This is a genomic window from Paraburkholderia sp. JPY419, assembly GCF_050435705.1.
Lineage (GTDB): Bacteria > Pseudomonadota > Gammaproteobacteria > Burkholderiales > Burkholderiaceae > Paraburkholderia > Paraburkholderia youngii.
In genome coordinates this window covers 782,463-802,261 of the sequence record NZ_JBNDKV010000002.1, presented here as the reverse complement: position 1 = coordinate 802,261, position 19,799 = coordinate 782,463, and the positions used below count along the sequence as shown (strand labels likewise).

Genomic DNA, 19,799 nt, shown 5'->3' with positions numbered 1-19,799 from the left:
TGCTGGCAACTGATGTCGCGCTGATCGTCACGAGAAGCGCGACGCCCGGCAAGCCTCAGCTCTCGTCGTTCTCACGCAGGTCCCCCGTATCCCCGCGGTTCGCACTCGCCCCCGTGGCAGGTGGACGCCCCCGCGTCGCCCGCCACAGCGGCACCCCCTGCTGGGTCCCAGCCTTGGCCAGCATATGTGCACTGATCGGCGCGGTAAGAAACAGGAACGCCGGAATCAGCAACTCATGCAGGCTCGCGAAGTTGTTATGCGCGCTGAAATACACCACCGACGCGAGCACGATGCCGCCCACACCGAGCGTGGTCGACTTGGTCGGACCGTGCAGCCGCATGAAAAAGTCAGGCAGTCGCGCGAGCCCGAGCGCCCCGATCAGCGTAAACAGACTGCCGACGAGCAACAGCAAACAAACGATCGCTTCGACAAAGGTTTCCATCGGCATACCTCACGCTAGTTGAGTTCGATGATGTCGCCGCGCTGCAGGTACTTGGTGAGCGCGACAGTGCCCACGAAACCCATCACCGCGATCAGCAACGCCACCTCGAAGAGAACCGTCGAGCGCAGGCTGATGCCGTACACGACGATCAACGCGATCGCATTGATGTTCAGCGAGTCGAGCGCGACGATGCGATCGGGCAGCGACGGACCGCGCACGAGGCGCCACAGCGTGAGCAGGAACGCGATGCCGAGGATCGCGAGCGAGATCGGAATCACGATGGCTAGCATGCGAAGATCTCCATCAAAGGGGCTTCATAACGGGACTTGATCAGCGCGATGAGCGCCGCTTCATCGTCGAGGTCGAGCACGTGCACGGTGAGGCGCGTGCGGTCGTCGCTGAGTTCGGCGCACAGCGTGCCGGGGCTCAGCGAGACCACGCTGATGAGCACCGTGAGCGCGATTTCATGGGTGCTGTCGAGCGGCACTTCGATGAACGCCGGGCGCAGCCGCCTGATCGGGCCGAGCACGAGCAGCGCAACCTCGACGTTGGCCACGATGATGTCGACCAACACATGCCAGGCGAGACGCACGAGCAGCCGCGGCCGGCCGAAGCGCATCGGCCGCAGCCACAAGCCTTCGGCGACGCGAAAGGAGATCACGCAGCCGAGCACGGCGCCGAGCAGCAGATTGCCCGGCGAGACGTCGTTCATCAGCAGCACCCAGCAGATGATCAGCAACACGGTGAGCCACGGGTGGGGGAAGAGCCTTTTCAGCATCGTCAGTTCCCCTGAGCGTCGGCCGCGGTCGCGGCGGCCGCCGGTGGCGAAGATCGCGGCGCGGGCAGGATCGCGTGCACATAGGAGGCGCGATCGAATAGCTGCGCGGCGGTATCGGTGAGATAGTGCCGTACCGCGCCCGCGCCGAGCGTGATGGCCACGACGCAGCCGAGCAGGACCGCGCAGGCGGCGAGCTTCGCATTGCTGCCGCGCGGCGCGTGCTCCTCTTTGCCTTCGGCGGCGCGCGCGGCCGGCGCAGCCCACATCAGGCGCGTGCCCGTGCGGCTCAGCGCGACGATCGACAGCAGGCCCGACAACAGTACGGCCGGCCACAGCACGCCTGCCGCGCCGGTCGGCGTCGCGGCCAGCACCATCGCCTTGCCGAGGAAACCCGACAGCGGCGGCAAGCCAGCGGCACCCACCGCGGCGATCAGATAGAGCAGCGCGGCAAGGTTCGACGGCCACGGTGCACGCGTGTGCGAGGCCGCGTCGGGCGGAGCTTCGGCTGCGGCGCGAGCCGGTTCTGCGGCTAGCGCGGCGAGCGCGCCGGCCGTTTCGACCAGCGGCGGCTGCACGCGCGCCTGCGTCGCCACCGCCTCGCCGTCGGGGTCGGGCGAGAAGACCGCCGCGGCCGCGTCGTCGAGCGCTTCGAGGGAGCCGGGCTCGATCGCATTGGTATCGGCATCGGCATCGGCATCGGCGGAAACGGCTGGATGGATGGCTTGCGCGGTCGAAGCTTGCTCGGGTTCCAGCGTGTCGGCGAGCAGGAACAGCGCGCCTGTGCAGAGCGTCGTGCTGATCAGGTAGTAGAGCAGCGCGCTCCATGCAAGCGGCGTCTGTTGCGCGATCGCCGCGATCAGCAGCCCCACCGAAACCAGCACGAGATAGCCCGTCGTGGTCTTGAGACTCGACACCGCCAGCGCACCCAGCGCGCCGAACCCGATCGTCGCGATCGCGAGCCACCATGCCCACTGATGCATGAACGCATCGAGCACGCCGCCCGCTGCGCCGAATACGAGCGCGTCGCAGCGCAGCATCGCGTAGATGCCGACCTTGGTCATGATCGCGAACAGCGCGGCCACCGGGCCGATGGCGCTGCGGTAGGCCTGCGGCAACCAGAACGACATCGGAAACACGGCGGCCTTCAGGCCGAACACCAGCATCAGCGTCGCGCCCGCGAACTGCGCGAGTGGCAGCGTGTCGGGGTCGAGCCGCGCCAGACGTTCACCCATGTCGACCATGTTCAGCGTGCCCGTGACGCCGTAGAGCACGCCGATCGCGACAAGAAAGAACGACGAGCCGACCAGGTTCAGCAACAGATAGTGCAGTCCGTTGCGCACCCGTCGCGCGCCGCCACCATGCAGCAGCAGCGCGTACGACGCGATCAGCAGCAGCTCGAAGAACACGAACAGGTTGAAGAGATCGCCCGCGAGGAAGGCACCGTTCAGACCCATCAGCTCGAACTGGAACAGCGCGCGGAAATAGCGGCCGCGCCTCGCGTCCTCGCTCGATGTGCCGAGCAGGCAGCAGACCGCGAGCACGGCGGTGAGCACCAGCATCAGCGCGCCGAGCCGGTCGAGTTCCAGCACGATGCCGAACGGTGCGGGCCATGCGCCGAGCGCGTAGCTGGCGATCTCGCCTTGCGCGGCGCGCGCCATCAGCAGGCACGCGACGGGCAGCAGCGAGATGATGGCGAGCGCGTTCAGCGCACGCTGCAGGCGCTGAACGCGCAGCGGCAGCGCGACGATCACGCCAGCGGAAAACAGCGGAATCAGGATCGGGAGCAGGAGGACGTGGTTCATTCGCCGCGCGTCTCCTCGCCATCGACGTGATCGTTGCCCGTGCTCGCGAACGAGCGCAGCGCGAGCACCACGGTGAAGGCCGTCATCGCGAAGCCGATCACGATGGCCGTCAGCACGAGCGCCTGCGGCACCGGGTCGACGTATTGCGCCCCGGCCGTAATGACCGCTGGTTTGCCGATCGCAAGCCGGCCCATGCCGAGCAGGAACAGGTTGATCGCATAAGAGAACAGCGTGATGCCGAGAATCACCGGCAACACGCGCGCGCACAGCAGCAGGTAGATGCCGCACGCGCAAAGCACGCCGATCGCGACGGCAAAAGCGGCTTCCATCAGCTTTTCTCCACGGACTGCATGTCCTTGTCGCGCACGCCGAGGTGCGAGACGATCGTGAGCGTCGTGCCGACCACTGCGCCCATCACGCCGAGATCGAACAGCATCGCCGTGGACAGTTCGATTTCGCCGATCAGCGGCACGTGCAGATGCCCGAACGCGCTGGTCAAAAACGGCTGACCGAACGCGAGGCTGCCGAGTCCCGTGGCCGCGGCGATCAGAATGCCGAGGCCCGCGAGCGCGCGGTAGTTCAGGTGGATGCGCGACTCCGTCCACAGCACCCCGCTCGCGACGTACTGCAGCAATAGCGCGATCGAGACGATCAGCGACGCGATGAAGCCGCCGCCCGGCAGGTTGTGGCCGCGCAGGAACACGAACACGGCGACGAGCACGGTGAGCGGCAGCATCAGTCGCGCGAGGATCGCCAGCATCAGCGGATGCGATTGCGACGACCACGGCCGGCCGTCCGGCCCCGCCTCGGGCGACTTCAGGCGCAGCCCGCGCAGCAGCGCCTTGACGGCGAGCCCTGCGACCACGAGCACACTGATTTCGACCATCGTATCGAAGCCCCGGAAATCCACGAGGATCACGTTGACGACGTTATGGCCGCCGCTGCCGGGCAGCGCGTTGGCGAGGAAGTACGGTGCGATGCCAGCCAGCGGCGCGCTCGTCATGATCCTGTACGACACGGCGCCGAGCAATGCGCCGCCCGCGAGCGCGAGCACGCCGTTGCGCAGCCGGACCGGGAGCGGCTCGACGGCGCGTTGCAGCGCGGGCAGGAAATAGACGGCCAGCACGAGCAGCAGGATCGTGACCACTTCGACGGAGATCTGCGTGAGCGCGAGATCGGGCGCGGAGAAGCGCACGAAGGCAAGCGACACGAGCAGACCGCAGGTGCTCAGCATCACGAGTGCATAAAGCGTGCGCGCACGCACCAGCACTACGCCGACGGCGAGCAACGCCATCAGCACGAGGCCGGCAAGCGTGAACGGATCGGGTGGCAGGCGCGTGTAGTTGCCGCTCCACGTGTCGAGCGCGACGAGCGGCACGCCCGGCACGATCAGCATCGCCGCGATCAGCCATGCGAGGTAGGCCGGCAGCGAACGCGTCTCGAACACGCGCACGATTACGCCGGCGCTCTGTTCGAGACGCTGCACGAAGCGGTCGAAGATCTCGCTCGCGTTCAACTCGGTAAGCGCCGTGCGACGGTGGCGGAACGTATTGCGGCGCAGGAAAAAGAGCGCCGCGCCCGCCGCGAACGACACCACGCTCATCACGAGTGGTGCGTTGACGCCGTGCCACAGGCTCAGGCTGTAGTCGGGCAGCTTGCCGCCGAGCGTGATCCACGCGGCCGACTCGAGCAGCCTGCCGATGCTTTGCTGCGGGAACAGGCCGATCAGCAGGCACAGCGCCACCAGGATCTCGACCGGCAGCCTCATGAAGCGCGGCGCCTCGTGCGGCGGATAGTGCGGCAGGTCGCGCGGCGTCTCGCCGTCGAAGAACACGCCCCAGACGAAACGCAGCGAGTACGCCACGGACAGCGCCGCCGCCGCGATCGCGATGACCGGCACGGCGAGGTTCAGCGGCCCGAACATGCTTTGCGCGAGCGTTTCGCCGAAGAACATTTCCTTCGACAGAAAGCCGTTGAGCAGCGGCACGCCGGCCATCGACAGCGACGCCACGCTCGCGAGCAAGGCCGTATGCGGCATGTACCTGCGCAGGCCGCGCAGACGGCCCAGATCGCGCGTGCCCGTTTCGTGATCGACGATGCCCGCCGCCATGAAGAGCGACGCCTTGAACACCGCGTGATTGACCGTGTGAAAGAGCGCGGCGACCGTCGACAGTTGAGTGTCGAGACCGAACAGCAGCACGATCAGGCCGAGATGGCTGATGGTCGAATAGGCGAGCAGGCCCTTCAGATCGCGCTGGATCAACGCCATCCCCGCGCCGCCGACGAGCGTGACGAGCCCGGCCACCGTCGCCGTGTACGCCCACAGGTGGGTGCCTTCGAAGACCGGATAGAGGCGCGCGAGCAGGAACACGCCGGCCTTCACCATCGTCGCCGAATGCAGATAGGCCGACACGGGCGTGGGCGCCGACATCGCGTGCGGCAGCCAGAAGTGGAAAGGAAACTGCGCGGACTTCGTGAACGCCGCGAAAAGCGTGAGCAGCAGAATCGCCGGATAGAGCGGATCGTGCTGGACCTTGGCAAGCTGGGAGAGCACATCGTTCAGCTCATAGCTGCCGCAAATGTGGCCGAGTAGCAGCACCGCCGCAAGCAGCGCGAGCCCGCCCGCGCCGGTGATGGTGAGCGCCATGCGCGCGCCGCGCCTCGCGTCGGGCCGCGATGGCCAGAAGCCGATCAGCAGGAACGACACGAGGCTCGTCAGTTCCCAGAAGATGACGAGCAGCAGCAGGTTGTTCGACAGCACGATGCCGAGCATCGCGCCCATGAAGAGCAGAAGCTGCAGGTACAGACGCGGCAACGTATCGCTGCCGGCGAGGTAGTAGCTGGCGTAAATGAAGATCAGCAGGCCGATCGCAAGTACGAGCAACGCGAACATGAACGACAGGCCGTCGAGACGCAGCGACAGCGCGAGGCCGATGTCGGGCACCCACTGATGGCGCCATTGCAGCACGTCGCGGTCGGCCATGCCCACGCGTTCGCTGAGCAGCAGAGCGCAGCCGAACAGCGCCGTCGCGAACGCGATCCAGGTACTGAGCGCGGCGGCGCGCCGCCTCGTGAGCGCGATGAGCGCCGCGGCCATGAATGGAAGTAGGACGAGCCACGCCAATACCATTCGATGCCCTCCGGGAGTTCGAGTGTCAGGCGGTGTCGCTGGCCGGTGGGAGTGGGCCGGAGTGCCGCCTGCCGGACGGCTGCCCACGGGGCACAATCATAGCCGCAAACAGACCGGCAGTTCACATCGATCCATGAAGCATAAATATACGCAGTGCGAAGCGCGCGCGGCGATCCCGACCGATGTCAAATCATGTCCATTAATGCGGACGCGCGTTCGATTTGACACCGCTTGCGTGACGTGCGGCGCGCGAATGCAAGGTTTGCGTGATTTATCGCCTGAGCGTGCCATAATCGGCAAACTTGACGACCGATCGAGGCGCCAAATTGAAAGGAACTGAACTGGATCTGTATGCCACGGAAGAGCCGGGCCACACTTTGGCTTTCAATCTTTTCGATGGCACTTGGGTGTCCGATGTGCCGGGCTACGGTTTAGGTATGGCGCCCCATTTCGACGATGGGCGTCTTCACTGGTTCGAGACGATGTGCGGCGGCTTTTCCGGAAAAAGCGTGCTCGAACTCGGCCCGATGGAAGGCGGCCATACGTTCATGATGGCCAAAGCCGGCGCTTCACGTGTCCTTGCAATCGAGGCGAATTCGAAGTCCTTTCTGAAATGCCTGCTCGTGCAGAATGCATTGAAGTTCAATGCCGAATTCATGTATGGCGATTTCAGAGAATTGCTGAAAAAGCGCGATCAGCGATTCGATCTGATTCTTGCGAGCGGCGTGCTCTATCACATGACCGATCCGGTATCACTACTGGAAGATATGGCGTATGCGTCGGACTCGATCTGCATCTGGACGCACTATTACGACGCCGAAGTCGTGCGCACGAATGCGAATTTGCGGACGCACTTCGATCCGACGCCGACCATCTCGGAGTTTCGTGGACGCGAAGTCCATCTGCACCGACACAGTTATCTCGACAGCATCAACAACGCAAAATTCATCGGCGGGAGTGCTCCGCAAGTCAACTGGATGACCCGCGAAAGCCTGATGGCGGTCCTCGACGCGCTGGGTATGACCGTGGTCGTCGGCATGGACGATCGCGATCGACATCCGGCCGGCCCGTCGATTCTGCTTTATGCCGCTCACATTCCGCATTTCGACGAGGCGCAATATCTTCAGCGCAACCCCGACGTGGCAGAAGCCGTTGCGCAAAAGCACATCAGCTCTGGCGCGGAACACTACATCCGTTATGGCCGTACGGAAGGGCGCTCGTTCGGGTGACCGACACCGCACCGCCAGCGTCCTGTTCAAGCCAGGTACCCTGAAACGCTAACCCGGAAAGTTTCCCGATACAACATGAACACTCTCGAGACTCAGCGTTTTTTCGATAAGCCCGTCGTCGCGGACGTTCCGATCGACACTCAGACCCAGGTCTTCAAATTCGAAAAATTTCCCGCGGCGGGCCCGGTTCCCTGGCTCGATCGACCGGATGCGCTGGAGCGGGTCGCCGAGTTGTTGTCCCAAGGTGTAATCAGCGAGCAGGAAGCCGAATGGTGCCGGAAATGGGTCAGCGACGGCTATCTGATCATTGAAGGCTTCTTCGGGCACGAACAGCTCGATGCGACGTGGCAAGCCTACGAAAACGCGATCGCCGACGGCACGCTGCGGCCGCCGCACGAGCCGCTTTTCGAAGGCGATACGCTGCCGGGGCGCACGCTGAATCCGCATTTCAACGTGCCCGCGATTCGCGACATGCTGTTCGATGCGCGCATGAACGAGATCGTGGGCTTGCTGCTGGGCGCGAAATCGGCGCCGTTCCAGACGATCGGCGGTCACAAGAGCAGCGAGCAACTCGAGCATTCCGATTCGATCCACATGTCGACCTATCCGAACGGGTATCTGGTCGCGAACTGGATCGCCTTCGAGGACATCCATCCGGACTCGGGGCCGCTCGTTTATCACCCCGGCACGCACAAGCTGCCGTATCTGATGTCGACTGAATTGGGCATGCCGTTCGGTTGCGGTTATTCCGCTTATCACGACATCTACGAACCCGCGATTCAGAAGCTGATCGCTGACCATTCGGCGGGCCCGAAGTACTTCTATCCGAAGAAGGGCGATGTGCTGTTGTGGCATGCGAACCTGCTGCACGGCGGCAGCAAGATGCGCGATCCGGAGCACGTGAGCCGCAAGGCGCTGGTTTGCCATTTCTTCGCGGACGGCTGTCTGTGCTATCACGACCTGACCGGCATGCCGTCGAGCCTGACGCCAATCGTCGACTTCGACGGCGAGGCGTATCTCGACGCCAATCCGGACGTCGCGGCGAGCGGCGGCAATGCGTTGCAGCATTACATCTACTACGGTCGATTCGAAGGGCGTCCGTTGAGCAGCGCCGAATCGTTTCAGCGCAAGGCGCGGCTTGCCCAACTGCCCGTGGGTTTCGATCCGAAGCTTTACCTCGAAGCGAATCCCGACGTCGCCGCGGCAGGCGTCGACCCCGTCGATCACTTCGTCGAGTTCGGCCGCGCGGAAGGCCGGCCCCTGCAGCCCTGAGTCATGCGTGGCGCCGAAGCAGGCGAGGGCGGCCTGCTTCGTTCGAGCGTGCCGGCCCCGGCGCGGGCCGCCCCATCGCCTCCCACCACGCCGCCCGCCCGTGCCCGCCGCCTTTCTGCACGCCCCCCGATCTTGCTCTAAACTAGCGACCGCCCAATCCACGCTCCGATGCTCCCCGTCACGAGCAACAATCGATGCCCCCAGCCTCCACCGATCCCGCCGATTCCCCGCATTTCAGCCTGCCGAAACACCCGCCGTTCCAGCGTTTCTGGTGCACCCGCATCCTGTCGTCGCTGTCGTTCCAGATGCTCGCCGTCGCGATGGGCTGGCATGTCTACGCGCTCACGCATAGCGCGTTCGCACTTGGCCTCGTCGGTCTCGCGCAGTTCCTGCCGATGTTCCTGCTGACGCTCGTCGTCGGTCATGTCGCCGATCGTTACGATCGGCGCCGCATCGCCGCCGTCTGTCAGAGCCTCGAAAGCGTCGCTGCATTGCTGTTCGCGATCGGCACCTTCAGCGGCTGGATCAGCGCGCCGGTGATCTACGTGCTGGCTGCCTGCGTGGGCGCGTCGCGCGCGTTCGAATCGCCGGCCGTGTCGTCGCTGCTGCCGGCCGTCGTGCCGCGCGGCTATCTGCCCAAAGCGACCGCATGGTCCACGTCCGCCAATCAGACCGCGCAGATCGCCGGGCCGGCGCTCGGTGGTCTGCTGTACGGCATCGGCCCCGGTGCCGCTTATCTCGCGTGCACGCTGTCGTTCGCGGCCGCGGCGGCGTCGGTGTGGAGCATTCCGCTGCAAGTGAAGCCGGCGAGTCGCGCGCCCGTCACGCTCGAATCGATCTTCTCGGGCATCGCGTTCATTCGCCGCGAGCCGGTGATTCTCGGCGCGCTGTCGCTCGATCTGTTCGCGGTGCTGTTCGGCGGCGCGACCGCGTTGCTGCCGATCTTCGCGCGCGACGTGCTGCACGCGGGCCCGATCGGTCTTGGCCTGCTGCGCTCGGGCACGGCGATCGGCGCGCTCGCGGGCACGATCTGGCTCGCGCATTTTCCATTGCGCAACCGGCCCGGCGCAGCGATGTTCGGCGGCGTGATCGCGTTCGGCATCGCGACGATCGTGTTCGGGCTGTCGCATCAGTTCCTCGTGTCGCTGCTCGCGCTGATGGTGCTCGGCGCGTCCGACACGATCAGCGTGGTGGTGCGGCTGTCGCTCGTGCAACTGCGCACGCCCGATGAAATGCTCGGCCGCGTCAGCGCGGTCAATTCGCTGTTCATCGGGACGTCGAATCAATTGGGCGAGTTCGAATCGGGCCTGACTGCCGGATGGTGGGGCGCGCAGCCGGCCGTGCTGGTCGGCGGTGTCGCGACGATCGCGATCGCGCTGTTGTGGATGCGGTTCTTTCCCGAACTGCGGCACACCCGCACGCTCGAGCGAGAAGAAGAAGCGCTCGCGGCGAGCGCCTGATCGATTGCCGGGCCTTGGGCGCCATCGCCCGATCAATGAACGACGCGGAGACGATACCGATGAGCCGATCCGAACTGCAACCCGCCGCGCCGGTCGCGGCGACGATCTATCGCGGCGAGTCCGTCGAGAACACGCATCTGGCGCATGTCGCGGTCGTCGATGCGGACGGCCGTCTGCTGTATTCGTTCGGCGACGCTGCGCGCATCACGCTCGCGCGTTCCGCGGCGAAGCCGGCCCAGGCGCTCGCGGTGCTCGAAACCGGCGCGCTCGAGCATTGCGGTTTCGACGAAGCCGATCTCGCGCTGATGTGCGCATCGCACAGCAGCGAGCCGCGTCATATCGAACGCACGCGCGCGATGCTCGCGAAAGCGCAGGCGAGCGAGGCTGATCTGCGTTGCGGCGGTCATCCGCCGTTGTCGGATGCGGTATATGTCGACTGGATCCGGCGCGGCTTTACGCCCACCGGGGTGTGCAGCAACTGTTCGGGCAAGCATGCGGGCATGCTGGCCGGCGCGCGGTCGATCGGGGCGGCGCTCGCCGGCTATGAACTGCCCGCGCATCCGTTGCAGGTGCGCGTGAAGCAGACGGTCGCGAGCGTGTGCGACCTGCCGGACGACGGCGTGCAATGGGCGATCGACGGCTGCAATCTGCCGACCCCGGCGTTCCCGCTCGACCGGCTCGCACGTCTGTTCGCGAAGCTCGCGGCGGCGCAGGATCAACACGAAGCCGGAGCAGCCGCGACGCCGCCACGCACGGCCGCGCTCGCGCGCATCTATCGCGCGATGACGTCGTACCCGGAACTGGTCGGCGGGGAAGGGCGCTTCTGCACGCTGCTGATGCGGGCGTTCGGTGGCGCGCTGGTCGGCAAGGTCGGCGCGGACGGCAGCTATGCGATCGGCGTGCGCGCGTCGCGGCAAACCGCGCGGCTGGGTGCGAAGGGCGCGCTAGGCATCGCGCTGAAGATCGAGGACGGCAATGCCGCCGCGCTCTACGCGGTCACTGCCGAGTTGCTGGCGGTGCTCGATATCGGCACGCCGGAACAACGCGCGACGCTCGACGGCTTTCATGCGCCGAAGCGGCTCAACACGATGGGCGTCGAGATCGGCCGGATGGATTTCTCGATCGAGCTTGCCGCGCATCGTTGAGCGCGGCGATGCGCTTCACTGCCCGGCACACGAGACCTCAAGCCGCCGTCGCTTTCGACGGCGCGCAGCCCAGCGCTTGACGGATCGCATCGGCGAGCTCGCTCGCCGCGAACTTCGCGACATAGCCGTTCGCGCCCGCGTTCTTCACATGCGCCTCATTCGCCGCGCCCGTCAGCGACGAGTGGATGAGCACCGGAATATCGCGCGTGCGTGCGTCGGCCTTGATCTGGCGCGTCAGCATGAAGCCGTCCATCTCCGGCATCTCCAGGTCCGTCAATACCAGCGCGATGGTGTCTTTCGCGCGCACGCCTTTTTGCTGCGCTTCGCGTGCGACCTGCTGCAGCGTTTGCCACGCTTCCTCGCCGGTCTTCGTCATGATGTAGTCGGCGCCGATCGCGGTGAGCGCCTGCTCGATCAGCTTGCGCGCGAAGCCGGAGTCGTCGGCGGCAAGGATCTTCGCGCCGCGGGGGATGCCGAGCGCTTCACCTACCGAAGCCGGATCGACGCTCGGATGCTGCGACGGGAACACGTCGCGCAACACCTGTTCGACGTCGATCACCTGAGCGAGCCGCGAGTCGCCGGTATTGCCGTCGATGCGCGCGATGCTCGTGACGAGCTTGCCGCCCGCCGAGCCATCGGCCGACAGCACCTGGTTCCATTCGAGCCGCACGATCTCGTCGACTTCTTCGACCGCGAAGGCCTGCGTCGAACGCGCGAATTCGGTGACCAGCAGGATGTTCAGGCCGCGCGTCGGCTCGCAGCCCATCAGCCGCGGCAGGTCGATCACGGGGATGATCTGCCCGCGAATGTCGACCGCGCCCATCACGTACGGCGACGATCCGGCGATCGGCGTGATGGTCGGCATCGTCGAGATTTCGCGCACCTTGAACACGTTGATCCCATACAGCTCGTGCGCGTCGCTGTCCGGCACGTGGCCGAGGCGGTATAGCAGCAGCTCGAATTTGTTGGAGCTCGTCAGGTTGCTGCGTTCGGTGTGGCGCTCGTGATTGGCACGGTGGTCGTCTGCCATCGGAATCGTTCTCCAGAGTTGCGGTGCTGAGCGGTGCTAAGTGGTGCCTGTCTCTGGTTATCGGCGTCGATGGCGAAAAATTCAGCACTGCGTCGCAGTGGCGAGCGGCGCGCGTGATTCACATCAATCAGGCAAACGTGTGCGCATTCATATGAGGGTTACCTAAGGTTACAGAAGCGACAGCAGCGTTTCACCTGCCAGACGGCATGGCTTCTAGAATCGGCAGCGATGAAAGCGTGGCGCCCCGCTGGGCTCGCAAGCAGTCCGCAGCGTTTTGCATCGCACGCTTTGTTCGCGGCGCACACGTGTCCTTCGTTTTGCTTTCAGATGCTTTCACCTCAAGGAGAACGTATGATCCGCCTGCCTTCCGTCCCTTCGGTCGCTTTGGCCCGCATCGCCGCCGCTGCCTGCTTCGGCGGTCTTCTGACGGCCGCCTCGGTGGCCAGCGCGCAGAGCGCCGCGCCCGCGGACGCAGTCCGCCTGCATGCGGCCGATCAGACATTCGTCGCCGACGGCACCAAAGCCGTCGCGACGCAGCGCGACGCCGCGCGTATCGCCACCGCGCGTTCGGCCGATCGCGACGTGAAGGCGTTCGCCGAGCGCGTGTCGGATGACGACGCGAAGATCACCGACGCATTGCGGGCGGCGAGTCCGCGCGGTGTCGACGTGCCGAAGAACGATCCCGATGAGGCCGTGCTCGCGAGCATCAACAATCTGCGCGGCGCCGACTTCGACAAGAGGTATATCGAGCAGGTCGCGCTCGCCGGTGAGCAGAAAGCGTTGTCCGCGTTCCAGGCGGAAATCGCCTCGGGTCGCGACGAGAAGTTGAAGACCGCGGCGAAAGAGGCGCTGCCGACGATCCAGCAGCACTACGCGATGGCGCAGGAACTCGCGAAGCGCAAGCATCTGTCCGTGGCCGCGCAATAAGCGGCGTCACGTCGCGACGCGGCGGCGGTACTTCGAATACAGGCTTTTCAGCGATAATCGTGCGCTTTATCCGACGATTCTTCGCGCCTTCGATTCCAGGTACCGCATGAGCAAGCAAGCCAGTCTGCCGCAACAGTTGGACCATCTGCTTCGACAAGCCGTCGCGCTTCAACAGAACGGCGCGCTCGTCGAAGCAGAAGAAATGTATCGCGAGATTCTCGAACTGAAGCCGAAACACGGCGACGCGTTGCGCTGGCTCGGCGAACTCGCGCTGCAAACGGGCCGCTTGCAGGAAGGCGTCGATCTTCTGAAGAAGGCGCTCGCTGTGAACGCGAGACAGCCGGCCGTGCATTCGAATCTCGCCTATGCGCTGAACGCGTTGCAGCGTCATGACGAAGCGCTTGCGTGCGCCGAGCGGGCGCTCGTGATGCAGCCGAAATTCGCCGATGCATTGAACAATCGCGGCAACGCATTGGCGGCGCTGCATCGTCCGCTCGAAGCGCTCGCGAGCTACGAGCGCGCGCTTTCTATCGCGCCGGAGTTCGCGCCGGCCTGGAACAATCGCGCATGCGTGCTGCGCGATCTCGGCCGTTATACCGATGCACTCGATAGCTGCGACCGGGCGCTCGCATTGCAGCCCGGCTATCCGGATGCGTGGAGCAATCGCGGCAACGTGCTCGGCGATCTGAACCAGCCGCACGAAGCAGAGCGCTGCTACCAGCGCGCGCTGGAACTCTCGCCCGGTTTCGTCGATGCATGGAATAACCTCGGTCTCGCGCAGATCGATCTGAATCAGCGCGAACAGGCGTTGTCGAGCTATCAGCGCGCGCTTGCGTTGAATCCGGCGTCGGTCGAAACGCATTGGAACCAGGCGCTGTGCCTGCTGCAAATGGGCCGCTTCGAGAGCGGCTGGCGCGAATACGAATGGCGTTGGGAGCGTAGCCGCATCAAGGCCGGCCGGCGCGCGTTCGCGCAGCCGCTGTGGCTCGGCGATTTTGCGCTCGACGGCAAAACGATCCTGCTGCATGCGGAACAGGGCCTCGGCGACACGCTGCAATTCTGTCGCTATGCGACGCTGGTTGCGAAGCTTGGCGCGAAGCTCGTGCTCGAAGTGCCGGGTCCGTTGTTGCGGCTGCTGTCGACGCTCGATGGTGTCGATCAGTTGATCGAAGCGGGCCAGCCATTGCCGCCGTTCGATTGTCATTGCCCGTTGCTGAGCTTGCCGCTTGCGTTCCGCACCAACGAAGCGAGCATTCCGGCAGCCACACCGTATCTTTTTGCGCAGCCAGCGGCCGTCGGCGAATGGCGCGACCGTATCGAACCGCACGGCAACACCAATGCGGATGGCAACGCAATCAAACCGCTGAATGTCGGCCTCGTGTGGGCCGGCGAGAACCGCGCGCAGGTCGCGGAACTGCGCAAGATCGATGCGCGTCGCTCGCTCGCGTTCGAGCAATTCGCGCCGCTCCTCGACGTGCCGAACGTGCGCTTCTTCAGCGTGCAGAAGGGCGCGGCCGCAGCGCAACTCGCCGAAAGCGCGTACCGTGAACGCGTCGCCGATTACACGGAGCTGCTGCACGATTTCGCCGATACCGCCGCGCTCGTCGCCAGTCTGGATCTGGTGATTACGGTCGACACGTCCACCGCGCATCTGGCCGGCGCGCTCGACAAACCGGTCTGGATTCTGAACCGCTTCGACACATGCTGGCGCTGGCTCCTCGAACGCAGCGACACGCCGTGGTATCCGTCCGCGCGTCTATTCCGTCAACCGCAGCTCGGCGCCTGGGACAGCGTGATCGACGCCGTGCGTGATGCATTGGCCGATCTGAGCGCGTCGCTTTCATGACGCCTTCTCGCCGACGCGCGTAGACTGAATCTCCGTTCATCGACGGCAATGTCACGGAGATTCTGCAATGGAATACAGACATCTGGGTGCATCGGGGTTCAAGGTGCCGGTGTTGAGTTTCGGCACCGGTACCTTCGGCGGCAAGGGTGAATTTTTCGAGGCCTGGGGCGCGACCGACGTCGCCGAAGCGCGGCGTCTGATCGACATCTGCTTCGACGCGGGCGTCACGATGTTCGACACCGCCGACATCTATTCGAAGGGCGCGTCCGAGTCGGTGCTCGGCGAAGCGCTGAAAGGCAAGCGCGACAAGGCGATCCTGTCGACCAAGGCGACCTTCCGTTTCGACGGCGATCCGAACGGCGTCGGCTCGTCACGCTTCCATCTGATCAACGCGGTCGATGCGGCGCTCAAGCGTCTGCAAACCGATTACATCGACCTGTTCCAGTTGCACGGCTTCGACGCGAAAACGCCGATTCCCGAAGTGCTGTCCACGCTCGACGACCTCGTGCGCGCGGGCAAGATCCGCTATGTCGGCGTGTCGAATTTCTCCGGCTGGCATCTGATGAAGTCGCTCGATATCGCCGACCGCTACGGCTATCCGCGCTACGTCGCGAATCAGACCTACTACTCGCTGGTCGGGCGCGACTACGAGTGGGAGCTGATGCCGCTCGGCGTCGACCAGGGCGTGGGTGCGGTGATATGGAGTCCGCTCGGCTGGGGGCGTCTCACCGGCAAGCTCAAGCGCGGCCAGCCGCTGCCCGAGACGAGCCGTCTGCACAAGACCGCCGAATCGGGCCCGCCGGTGCCGGAAGAGTATCTGTTCCGCGTGCTCGATGCGCTCGACGAAGTCGTCGCCGAGACCGGCAAGACCGTGCCGCAGATCGCGCTGAACTGGCTGCTGCAACGGCCGACCGTCGCGACGCTGCTGATCGGCGCGCGCAACGAGGAGCAACTGCGGCAGAACCTCGGCGCGGTCGGCTGGAATTTGACGGCCGACCAGGTCGCGAAGCTCGACGCGGCTAGCGCGGTGCGTCCCGCGTATCCGTACTGGCATCAGGAAGGCTTCGCGGAACGCAATCCGAAGGCGGTTTGAGCGGCGGGTCGATCACGTTCCAGGCGCCGCAGCCGGCGCAACGCAGGGGTCCAGCGCGGCAGCACGCTGGACCAGCGCATCCCATCAAGCCAAACCGCCATTGGTCCGCAACGTCTGGCCGTTGACCCAGCTCGCATCCGGGCCGACCAGAAACGCGACCACGCCCGCCACGTCTTCCGGCTCGCCGAGGCGTTGCAGCGGCGGCATCTTCGCGAAGGTTTCGATCTGCTCGTCGGTCTTGCCTTCGAGGAACAGCGCGGTCGCAATCGGTCCCGGCGCGACCGCATTCACCGTGATGTTGCGCCCGCGCAACTCCTTCGCGAACACGCGCGTGAATGCTTCGACGGCCGCCTTGGTCGCCGTGTAGATGCCGTAGCCGGGCAAGTTCAGCGCCAGCACGCTGGTCGAGAAATTGACGATGCGTCCGCCGTCGTTCAGGCGCGCGGCCGCTTCGCGCAGCGTGTTGAAGGTCCCGCGCACGTTGATGTCGAAGGTCTGGTCGTACAGCGCGTCGGACGTGTCGGCGAGCGGCGTGGGCTTCATCACGCCCGCGTTGTTGACGAGCACGTCGACCTTGCCGAATTCGCGTTCGGTGATCTCAAACATGCGACGCACGTCGTCGGGCTTCGACACGTCCGCTTGCACTGCGACCGCCTTGCCGCCGGCTTCGCGGATCGCGCCGACGAGCGCGTCGGCTTCGCCCGCGCTCGATGCGTAGTTGACGGTGACCGCGTAGCCGTCATTCGCGAGGCGCTGTGCGATCGCCATGCCGATGCCGCGCGATGCGCCGGTGACGATGGCGACTTTCGGTTGTTGGTTCGTGCTCATGATTCGTTTCCTCACAGAAGGGGTGGTGGATCGGTGAGGTGAATGATGAAGGCTTTCCGCGTCGAGATAATCCGGTTAGACTCGCGATCATCATTCCATTCGCTTTAATAATCCGCCGATATGGACCGTTTCGAGGAAATGCGGGTATTCGTGCGGATCGCCGAGCGCCAGAGCTTTACGCGCGCTGCCGACGATCTGCAAATCCCGCGCGCGACCGTCACCAACCTGATGAAGCGTCTCGAGCAGCGGCTCGGCGCGCGGCTGCTCGAACGCACCACGCGCACGGTGCGGCTCACGCCTGACGGCGACGCGCACTACCAGCGCTGCGTGCGCCTGATCGCCGACATGGAGGAGGCGGAGGGGGCGTTCTCCAATGTCGCGCCGAAGGGACTGTTACGCGTGAACGTGCAGGGCACGCTCGCACGGCACTTCGTGGTGCCGGCGCTGCCCGCGTTTCTCGCGCGCTTTCCAGACATCGAGCTGATGATCGGCGAGGACGACCGGCTCGTCGACCTCGTGCGCGAGGGCATCGATTGCGTGCTGCGCGCGGGTGTGCTGCAGGATTCGTCGATGGTCGGGCGGCGCGTCGCGCAGCTGCAGCAGGTGACGGTCGCGAGTCCTGCGTATCTGGCCGCATATGGCGAGCCGGCCGATCCCGGCGCGCTGTCGACGCATCGCGCGGTCAACTACGTGTCGAGCGCGACCGGCAAGCCGCTGCCGCTCGAATTCCGCGTGGACGGGCGGGATACCGCGCTCGTGCTGCCGTCGGCGGTGTCGGTCAGCGGCGCCGAACTGTACGCGGGCGCGGCGATCGCCGGGCTCGGCATCGTGCAGGTGCCGCGCTACCGTGTCGCTGACGAACTGGCGGCCGGACGGTTGCGCGTCATTCTGGCGGACTATCCGCCGCCGCCGATGCCGGTGTCGGTGCTGTATCCGCAGAACCGGCAGTTGTCGTCGCGGGTGCGGGTGTTCGCGCAGTGGCTGCGGGAGATTTTCGAGCCGGTGAGTTGAAGGAGCGCAAACGCAAGGTAATGCTTTGACGTGGTTAACACCTGTACATCTGCGTCTCGCATAGTGTCATTCTCAAGCGCGCAGAAAGCCACCCGTGAGCGAGGGTGGACGCACAGAACGACCGGGGGATCTGATGATGGAGCGTTTTCGTTCGCTGGGTGTGGCGACTGGCGCGGCGCAATTCGCCAGCGCCGACATCCTCGGCCGGATCAGCACGGCGTCGCGCCGGCCAGGTGCCGCGCAGACCTTCGATCTGATTCTCGAACCGCGCCCGTGGTCCGGGCCCGCCGCGCCCGATGCGACGGACGCGCGGTTCAAGATCCACATGCTCGACACGATGCGCGCGTTCGAAAAGCGCGGTGTGGACGCGATCGTGCTGCCATGCTTTCTGAGCCATACCTTCATCGACGAACTTACGGCCAACGTCACCGTGCCGGTCGCCAACATCATGACCGCGCTGTCTGAGCACGTGCGGCGCATCTATCCGTCGGCGCGGCGCGACGGCGCCCGGCGCATCGGCGTGCTGACGTCGGCGGCGATTCGCGCGAACGGCCTGTTCGAGCGTTACTTCGAAGCCGGCCAGTTCGACGTGTGCTATCCGCGCAACGACGCTGGTTTCGACTGCGTGACGAGCGCCGTTTTCGGCGACGAGGGCATCCGCGCTGGCCGCCTGCAAGGGCGGCCGGTCGAGTTGCTGCGCGCGGCGTGCGCCGACCTGGTCGCACAGGGCGTCGACGTGATCGCGCCGGGGCTCGCGGAAATCGGCCTCGTGCTGCGCGCGCTCGGGCCCATCGAGGTGCCGCTCGTCGATTCGAGCCAGGTGTACGCGCGCTATGTCGCGGCGGCGCGGTACACACAGCCGCAGCGGGCGTTCCGCCTCGGCGTGGTCGGCGGCATCGGGCCGGCCGCGACCGTCGATTTCATGGCCAAGGTCGTGCGCAACACGCCGGCCGCGCGCGATCAGGACCATATCCGGATCATGGTCGAGCAGAATCCGCAGATCCCGGACCGCACCGCGGCGCTGTTCGGTCGCGGCGACGACCCGACGCTCGCGCTGTACGCGGCCTGCAAGACGCTCGAAGAGGGCGGCGCGGATCTGATCGCGATTCCGTGCAATACCGCGCATGCGTTCATCGAGCGGCTTCAGCCGGCGCTGCGCGTGCCGATCGTCAATATGCTGACCTGTACTGCCGATTACTTGCGCGAGACCTTTCCGGGTCTGCGCGAAGTGGGCGTGCTGGCCACCTCGGGCACGCTCGCGAGCCGCGTCTACGAACAGGCGCTCGACGCGCGCGGCTTCGTGCAGATCGCACCGTCCGCGGCCGCGCAAGCGCGTCTGATGAACGCGATTTATGGGCCGCGCGGCGCGAAGGCTGGGCATACATCGGGCGAATGCTGCGACGACCTGGCGGCGGCCGTCGACGATCTGGTCATGCGTGGCGTGCAGGTCATCGTGCTCGCGTGCACCGAGCTGCCGTTGCTGTTGCGAGAGCAAGCGCTCGCGTGTGCGGGCGGGCGGGTGGTGCGACTCGTCGATCCGACCGACGTGCTGGCGAGGCGTTGCGTCGAATATGCGCTTGGCGATAGTGCCGCGCGCGAGACCCTGGCGGGTCGCGCGGTGCTGGCGGTGACAGGGTGCGCGTCGCCGAAGGAAAGCGCGGTCGGCTAACGAGGTATTGTCCTTCCAGTGTTCAATTACGGTTCGCGAGAGCAAGTCTCGCCTGTTTTCGGCCATGTATCGGCCCGTTCCGGGTCGTGTTATGCCTCTTGCATGAAGCAAGATTGATGAACCACCACCGTGCGCGC

General features: G+C 65.4%; 17 protein-coding genes. 9 read left to right on the top strand and 8 right to left on the bottom strand.

The annotated features are described in order from the left end of the window. Positions 1 to 55: 55 nt before the first annotated feature. Genes QFZ91_RS09820 through QFZ91_RS09795 form a run of 6 tightly spaced genes read right to left on the bottom strand, consistent with a single transcriptional unit; the run spans position 56 to position 6,152 of the window. Positions 56 to 448 carry a Na+/H+ antiporter subunit G gene (locus QFZ91_RS09820; protein ID WP_429567122.1) on the bottom strand — a complete coding sequence of 131 codons (393 nt, stop codon included), beginning with the start codon at positions 446 to 448 and terminating at the stop codon, positions 56 to 58. Between the two features lie 8 nt (positions 449 to 456). Next, complete coding sequence (locus QFZ91_RS09815; protein WP_429567121.1) at positions 457 to 732, bottom strand: K+/H+ antiporter subunit F; 276 nt, start codon at positions 730 to 732, stop codon at positions 457 to 459. Then, positions 726 to 1,220 carry a Na+/H+ antiporter subunit E gene (locus QFZ91_RS09810; protein ID WP_176123430.1) on the bottom strand — a complete coding sequence of 165 codons (495 nt, stop codon included), beginning with the start codon at positions 1,218 to 1,220 and terminating at the stop codon, positions 726 to 728. The genes QFZ91_RS09815 and QFZ91_RS09810 overlap by 7 nt, the downstream gene beginning before the upstream one ends. A gap of 2 nt (positions 1,221 to 1,222) precedes the next feature. Next, positions 1,223 to 3,022, bottom strand: a complete 1,800-nt coding sequence (locus QFZ91_RS09805) for a monovalent cation/H+ antiporter subunit D (RefSeq protein WP_429567120.1) — start codon at positions 3,020 to 3,022, stop codon at positions 1,223 to 1,225. After that, entirely contained in the window at positions 3,019 to 3,351 is a 333-nt protein-coding gene (locus tag QFZ91_RS09800; protein WP_184225532.1) for a Na+/H+ antiporter subunit C, read from the bottom strand. The genes QFZ91_RS09805 and QFZ91_RS09800 overlap by 4 nt, the downstream gene beginning before the upstream one ends. Beyond that, positions 3,351 to 6,152 carry a monovalent cation/H+ antiporter subunit A gene (locus QFZ91_RS09795; RefSeq protein WP_429567119.1) on the bottom strand — a complete coding sequence of 934 codons (2,802 nt, stop codon included), beginning with the start codon at positions 6,150 to 6,152 and terminating at the stop codon, positions 3,351 to 3,353. Before QFZ91_RS09795 ends, QFZ91_RS09800 begins: the two co-directional genes overlap by 1 nt. 326 nt (positions 6,153 to 6,478) lie before the next feature. Here QFZ91_RS09795 and QFZ91_RS09790 point away from each other — a divergent pair, with 326 nt between their 5' ends. The 4 genes from QFZ91_RS09790 to QFZ91_RS09775 all read left to right on the top strand — a co-directional run bounded on the left by QFZ91_RS09790 (position 6,479) and on the right by QFZ91_RS09775 (position 11,258). Further along, complete coding sequence (locus QFZ91_RS09790; protein WP_429567118.1) at positions 6,479 to 7,381, top strand: class I SAM-dependent methyltransferase; 903 nt, start codon at positions 6,479 to 6,481, stop codon at positions 7,379 to 7,381. Positions 7,382 to 7,456: 75 nt separating this feature from the next. After that, complete coding sequence (locus QFZ91_RS09785; protein WP_429567117.1) at positions 7,457 to 8,653, top strand: phytanoyl-CoA dioxygenase family protein; 1,197 nt, start codon at positions 7,457 to 7,459, stop codon at positions 8,651 to 8,653. 194 nt (positions 8,654 to 8,847) lie between these two features. Continuing rightward, positions 8,848 to 10,113: an MFS transporter gene (locus tag QFZ91_RS09780; RefSeq protein WP_176109029.1), complete on the top strand. Its 1,266-nt coding sequence runs from the start codon at positions 8,848 to 8,850 to the stop codon at positions 10,111 to 10,113. Positions 10,114 to 10,172: 59 nt separating this feature from the next. Then, entirely contained in the window at positions 10,173 to 11,258 is a 1,086-nt protein-coding gene (locus QFZ91_RS09775; protein ID WP_429567116.1) for an asparaginase, read from the top strand. Between the two features lie 37 nt (positions 11,259 to 11,295). Here the strand turns inward: QFZ91_RS09775 and QFZ91_RS09770 are convergent, their stop codons facing one another. Next, positions 11,296 to 12,288, bottom strand: coding sequence for a chemotaxis protein CheV (locus tag QFZ91_RS09770; RefSeq protein ID WP_429567115.1), 993 nt, complete (start codon positions 12,286 to 12,288; stop codon positions 11,296 to 11,298). Between the two features lie 351 nt (positions 12,289 to 12,639). Between QFZ91_RS09770 and QFZ91_RS09765 the strand changes: the two genes are divergently transcribed. From QFZ91_RS09765 to QFZ91_RS09755, 3 genes are all read left to right on the top strand, one after another. Continuing rightward, positions 12,640 to 13,215 (top strand): DUF4142 domain-containing protein, encoded by a 576-nt coding sequence (locus QFZ91_RS09765; RefSeq protein WP_176109026.1) that lies wholly within the window; start codon positions 12,640 to 12,642, stop codon positions 13,213 to 13,215. A gap of 106 nt (positions 13,216 to 13,321) precedes the next feature. Then, positions 13,322 to 15,061, top strand: a complete 1,740-nt coding sequence (locus QFZ91_RS09760) for a tetratricopeptide repeat protein (protein WP_429567114.1) — start codon at positions 13,322 to 13,324, stop codon at positions 15,059 to 15,061. A 67-nt stretch (positions 15,062 to 15,128) separates the two neighbouring features. After that, positions 15,129 to 16,154, top strand: coding sequence for an aldo/keto reductase (locus tag QFZ91_RS09755; RefSeq protein WP_176378098.1), 1,026 nt, complete (start codon positions 15,129 to 15,131; stop codon positions 16,152 to 16,154). 84 nt (positions 16,155 to 16,238) lie between these two features. Here QFZ91_RS09755 and QFZ91_RS09750 read toward each other — a convergent pair whose 3' ends face one another. Beyond that, the gene (locus QFZ91_RS09750; protein WP_429567113.1) at positions 16,239 to 16,982 is read right to left on the bottom strand and encodes an SDR family oxidoreductase; all 744 of its coding nucleotides are present in this window, start codon (positions 16,980 to 16,982) and stop codon (positions 16,239 to 16,241) included. Between the two features lie 120 nt (positions 16,983 to 17,102). On the opposite strand from QFZ91_RS09750, the gene QFZ91_RS09745 reads away from it, so the two are divergent. After that, positions 17,103 to 17,993, top strand: coding sequence for a LysR family transcriptional regulator (locus tag QFZ91_RS09745; RefSeq protein ID WP_368598870.1), 891 nt, complete (start codon positions 17,103 to 17,105; stop codon positions 17,991 to 17,993). A 136-nt stretch (positions 17,994 to 18,129) separates the two neighbouring features. Continuing rightward, positions 18,130 to 19,662 carry an amino acid racemase gene (locus QFZ91_RS09740; RefSeq protein WP_429568618.1) on the top strand — a complete coding sequence of 511 codons (1,533 nt, stop codon included), beginning with the start codon at positions 18,130 to 18,132 and terminating at the stop codon, positions 19,660 to 19,662. Positions 19,663 to 19,799 lie beyond the last annotated feature (137 nt).

Bases quoted from the DNA above. Each gene is read 5' to 3' on its own strand.
- QFZ91_RS09745 (WP_368598870.1), top strand. From the start codon at position 17,103: ATGGACCGTTTCGAGGAAATGCGGGTATTCGTGCGGATCGCCGAGCGC.
- QFZ91_RS09740 (WP_429568618.1), top strand. From the start codon at position 18,130: ATGGAGCGTTTTCGTTCGCTGGGTGTGGCGACTGGCGCGGCGCAATTC.
- QFZ91_RS09785 (WP_429567117.1), top strand. From the start codon at position 7,457: ATGAACACTCTCGAGACTCAGCGTTTTTTCGATAAGCCCGTCGTCGCG.
- QFZ91_RS09800 (WP_184225532.1), bottom strand. From the start codon at position 3,351: ATGGAAGCCGCTTTTGCCGTCGCGATCGGCGTGCTTTGCGCGTGCGGC.
- QFZ91_RS09810 (WP_176123430.1), bottom strand. From the start codon at position 1,220: ATGCTGAAAAGGCTCTTCCCCCACCCGTGGCTCACCGTGTTGCTGATC.
- QFZ91_RS09775 (WP_429567116.1), top strand. From the start codon at position 10,173: ATGAGCCGATCCGAACTGCAACCCGCCGCGCCGGTCGCGGCGACGATC.
- QFZ91_RS09780 (WP_176109029.1), top strand. From the start codon at position 8,848: ATGCCCCCAGCCTCCACCGATCCCGCCGATTCCCCGCATTTCAGCCTG.
- QFZ91_RS09750 (WP_429567113.1), bottom strand. From the start codon at position 16,982: ATGAGCACGAACCAACAACCGAAAGTCGCCATCGTCACCGGCGCATCG.
- QFZ91_RS09755 (WP_176378098.1), top strand. From the start codon at position 15,129: ATGGAATACAGACATCTGGGTGCATCGGGGTTCAAGGTGCCGGTGTTG.
- QFZ91_RS09815 (WP_429567121.1), bottom strand. From the start codon at position 732: ATGCTAGCCATCGTGATTCCGATCTCGCTCGCGATCCTCGGCATCGCG.
- QFZ91_RS09820 (WP_429567122.1), bottom strand. From the start codon at position 448: ATGCCGATGGAAACCTTTGTCGAAGCGATCGTTTGTTTGCTGTTGCTC.
- QFZ91_RS09765 (WP_176109026.1), top strand. From the start codon at position 12,640: ATGATCCGCCTGCCTTCCGTCCCTTCGGTCGCTTTGGCCCGCATCGCC.
- QFZ91_RS09760 (WP_429567114.1), top strand. From the start codon at position 13,322: ATGAGCAAGCAAGCCAGTCTGCCGCAACAGTTGGACCATCTGCTTCGA.
- QFZ91_RS09770 (WP_429567115.1), bottom strand. From the start codon at position 12,288: ATGGCAGACGACCACCGTGCCAATCACGAGCGCCACACCGAACGCAGC.
- QFZ91_RS09805 (WP_429567120.1), bottom strand. From the start codon at position 3,022: ATGAACCACGTCCTCCTGCTCCCGATCCTGATTCCGCTGTTTTCCGCT.
- QFZ91_RS09795 (WP_429567119.1), bottom strand. From the start codon at position 6,152: ATGGTATTGGCGTGGCTCGTCCTACTTCCATTCATGGCCGCGGCGCTC.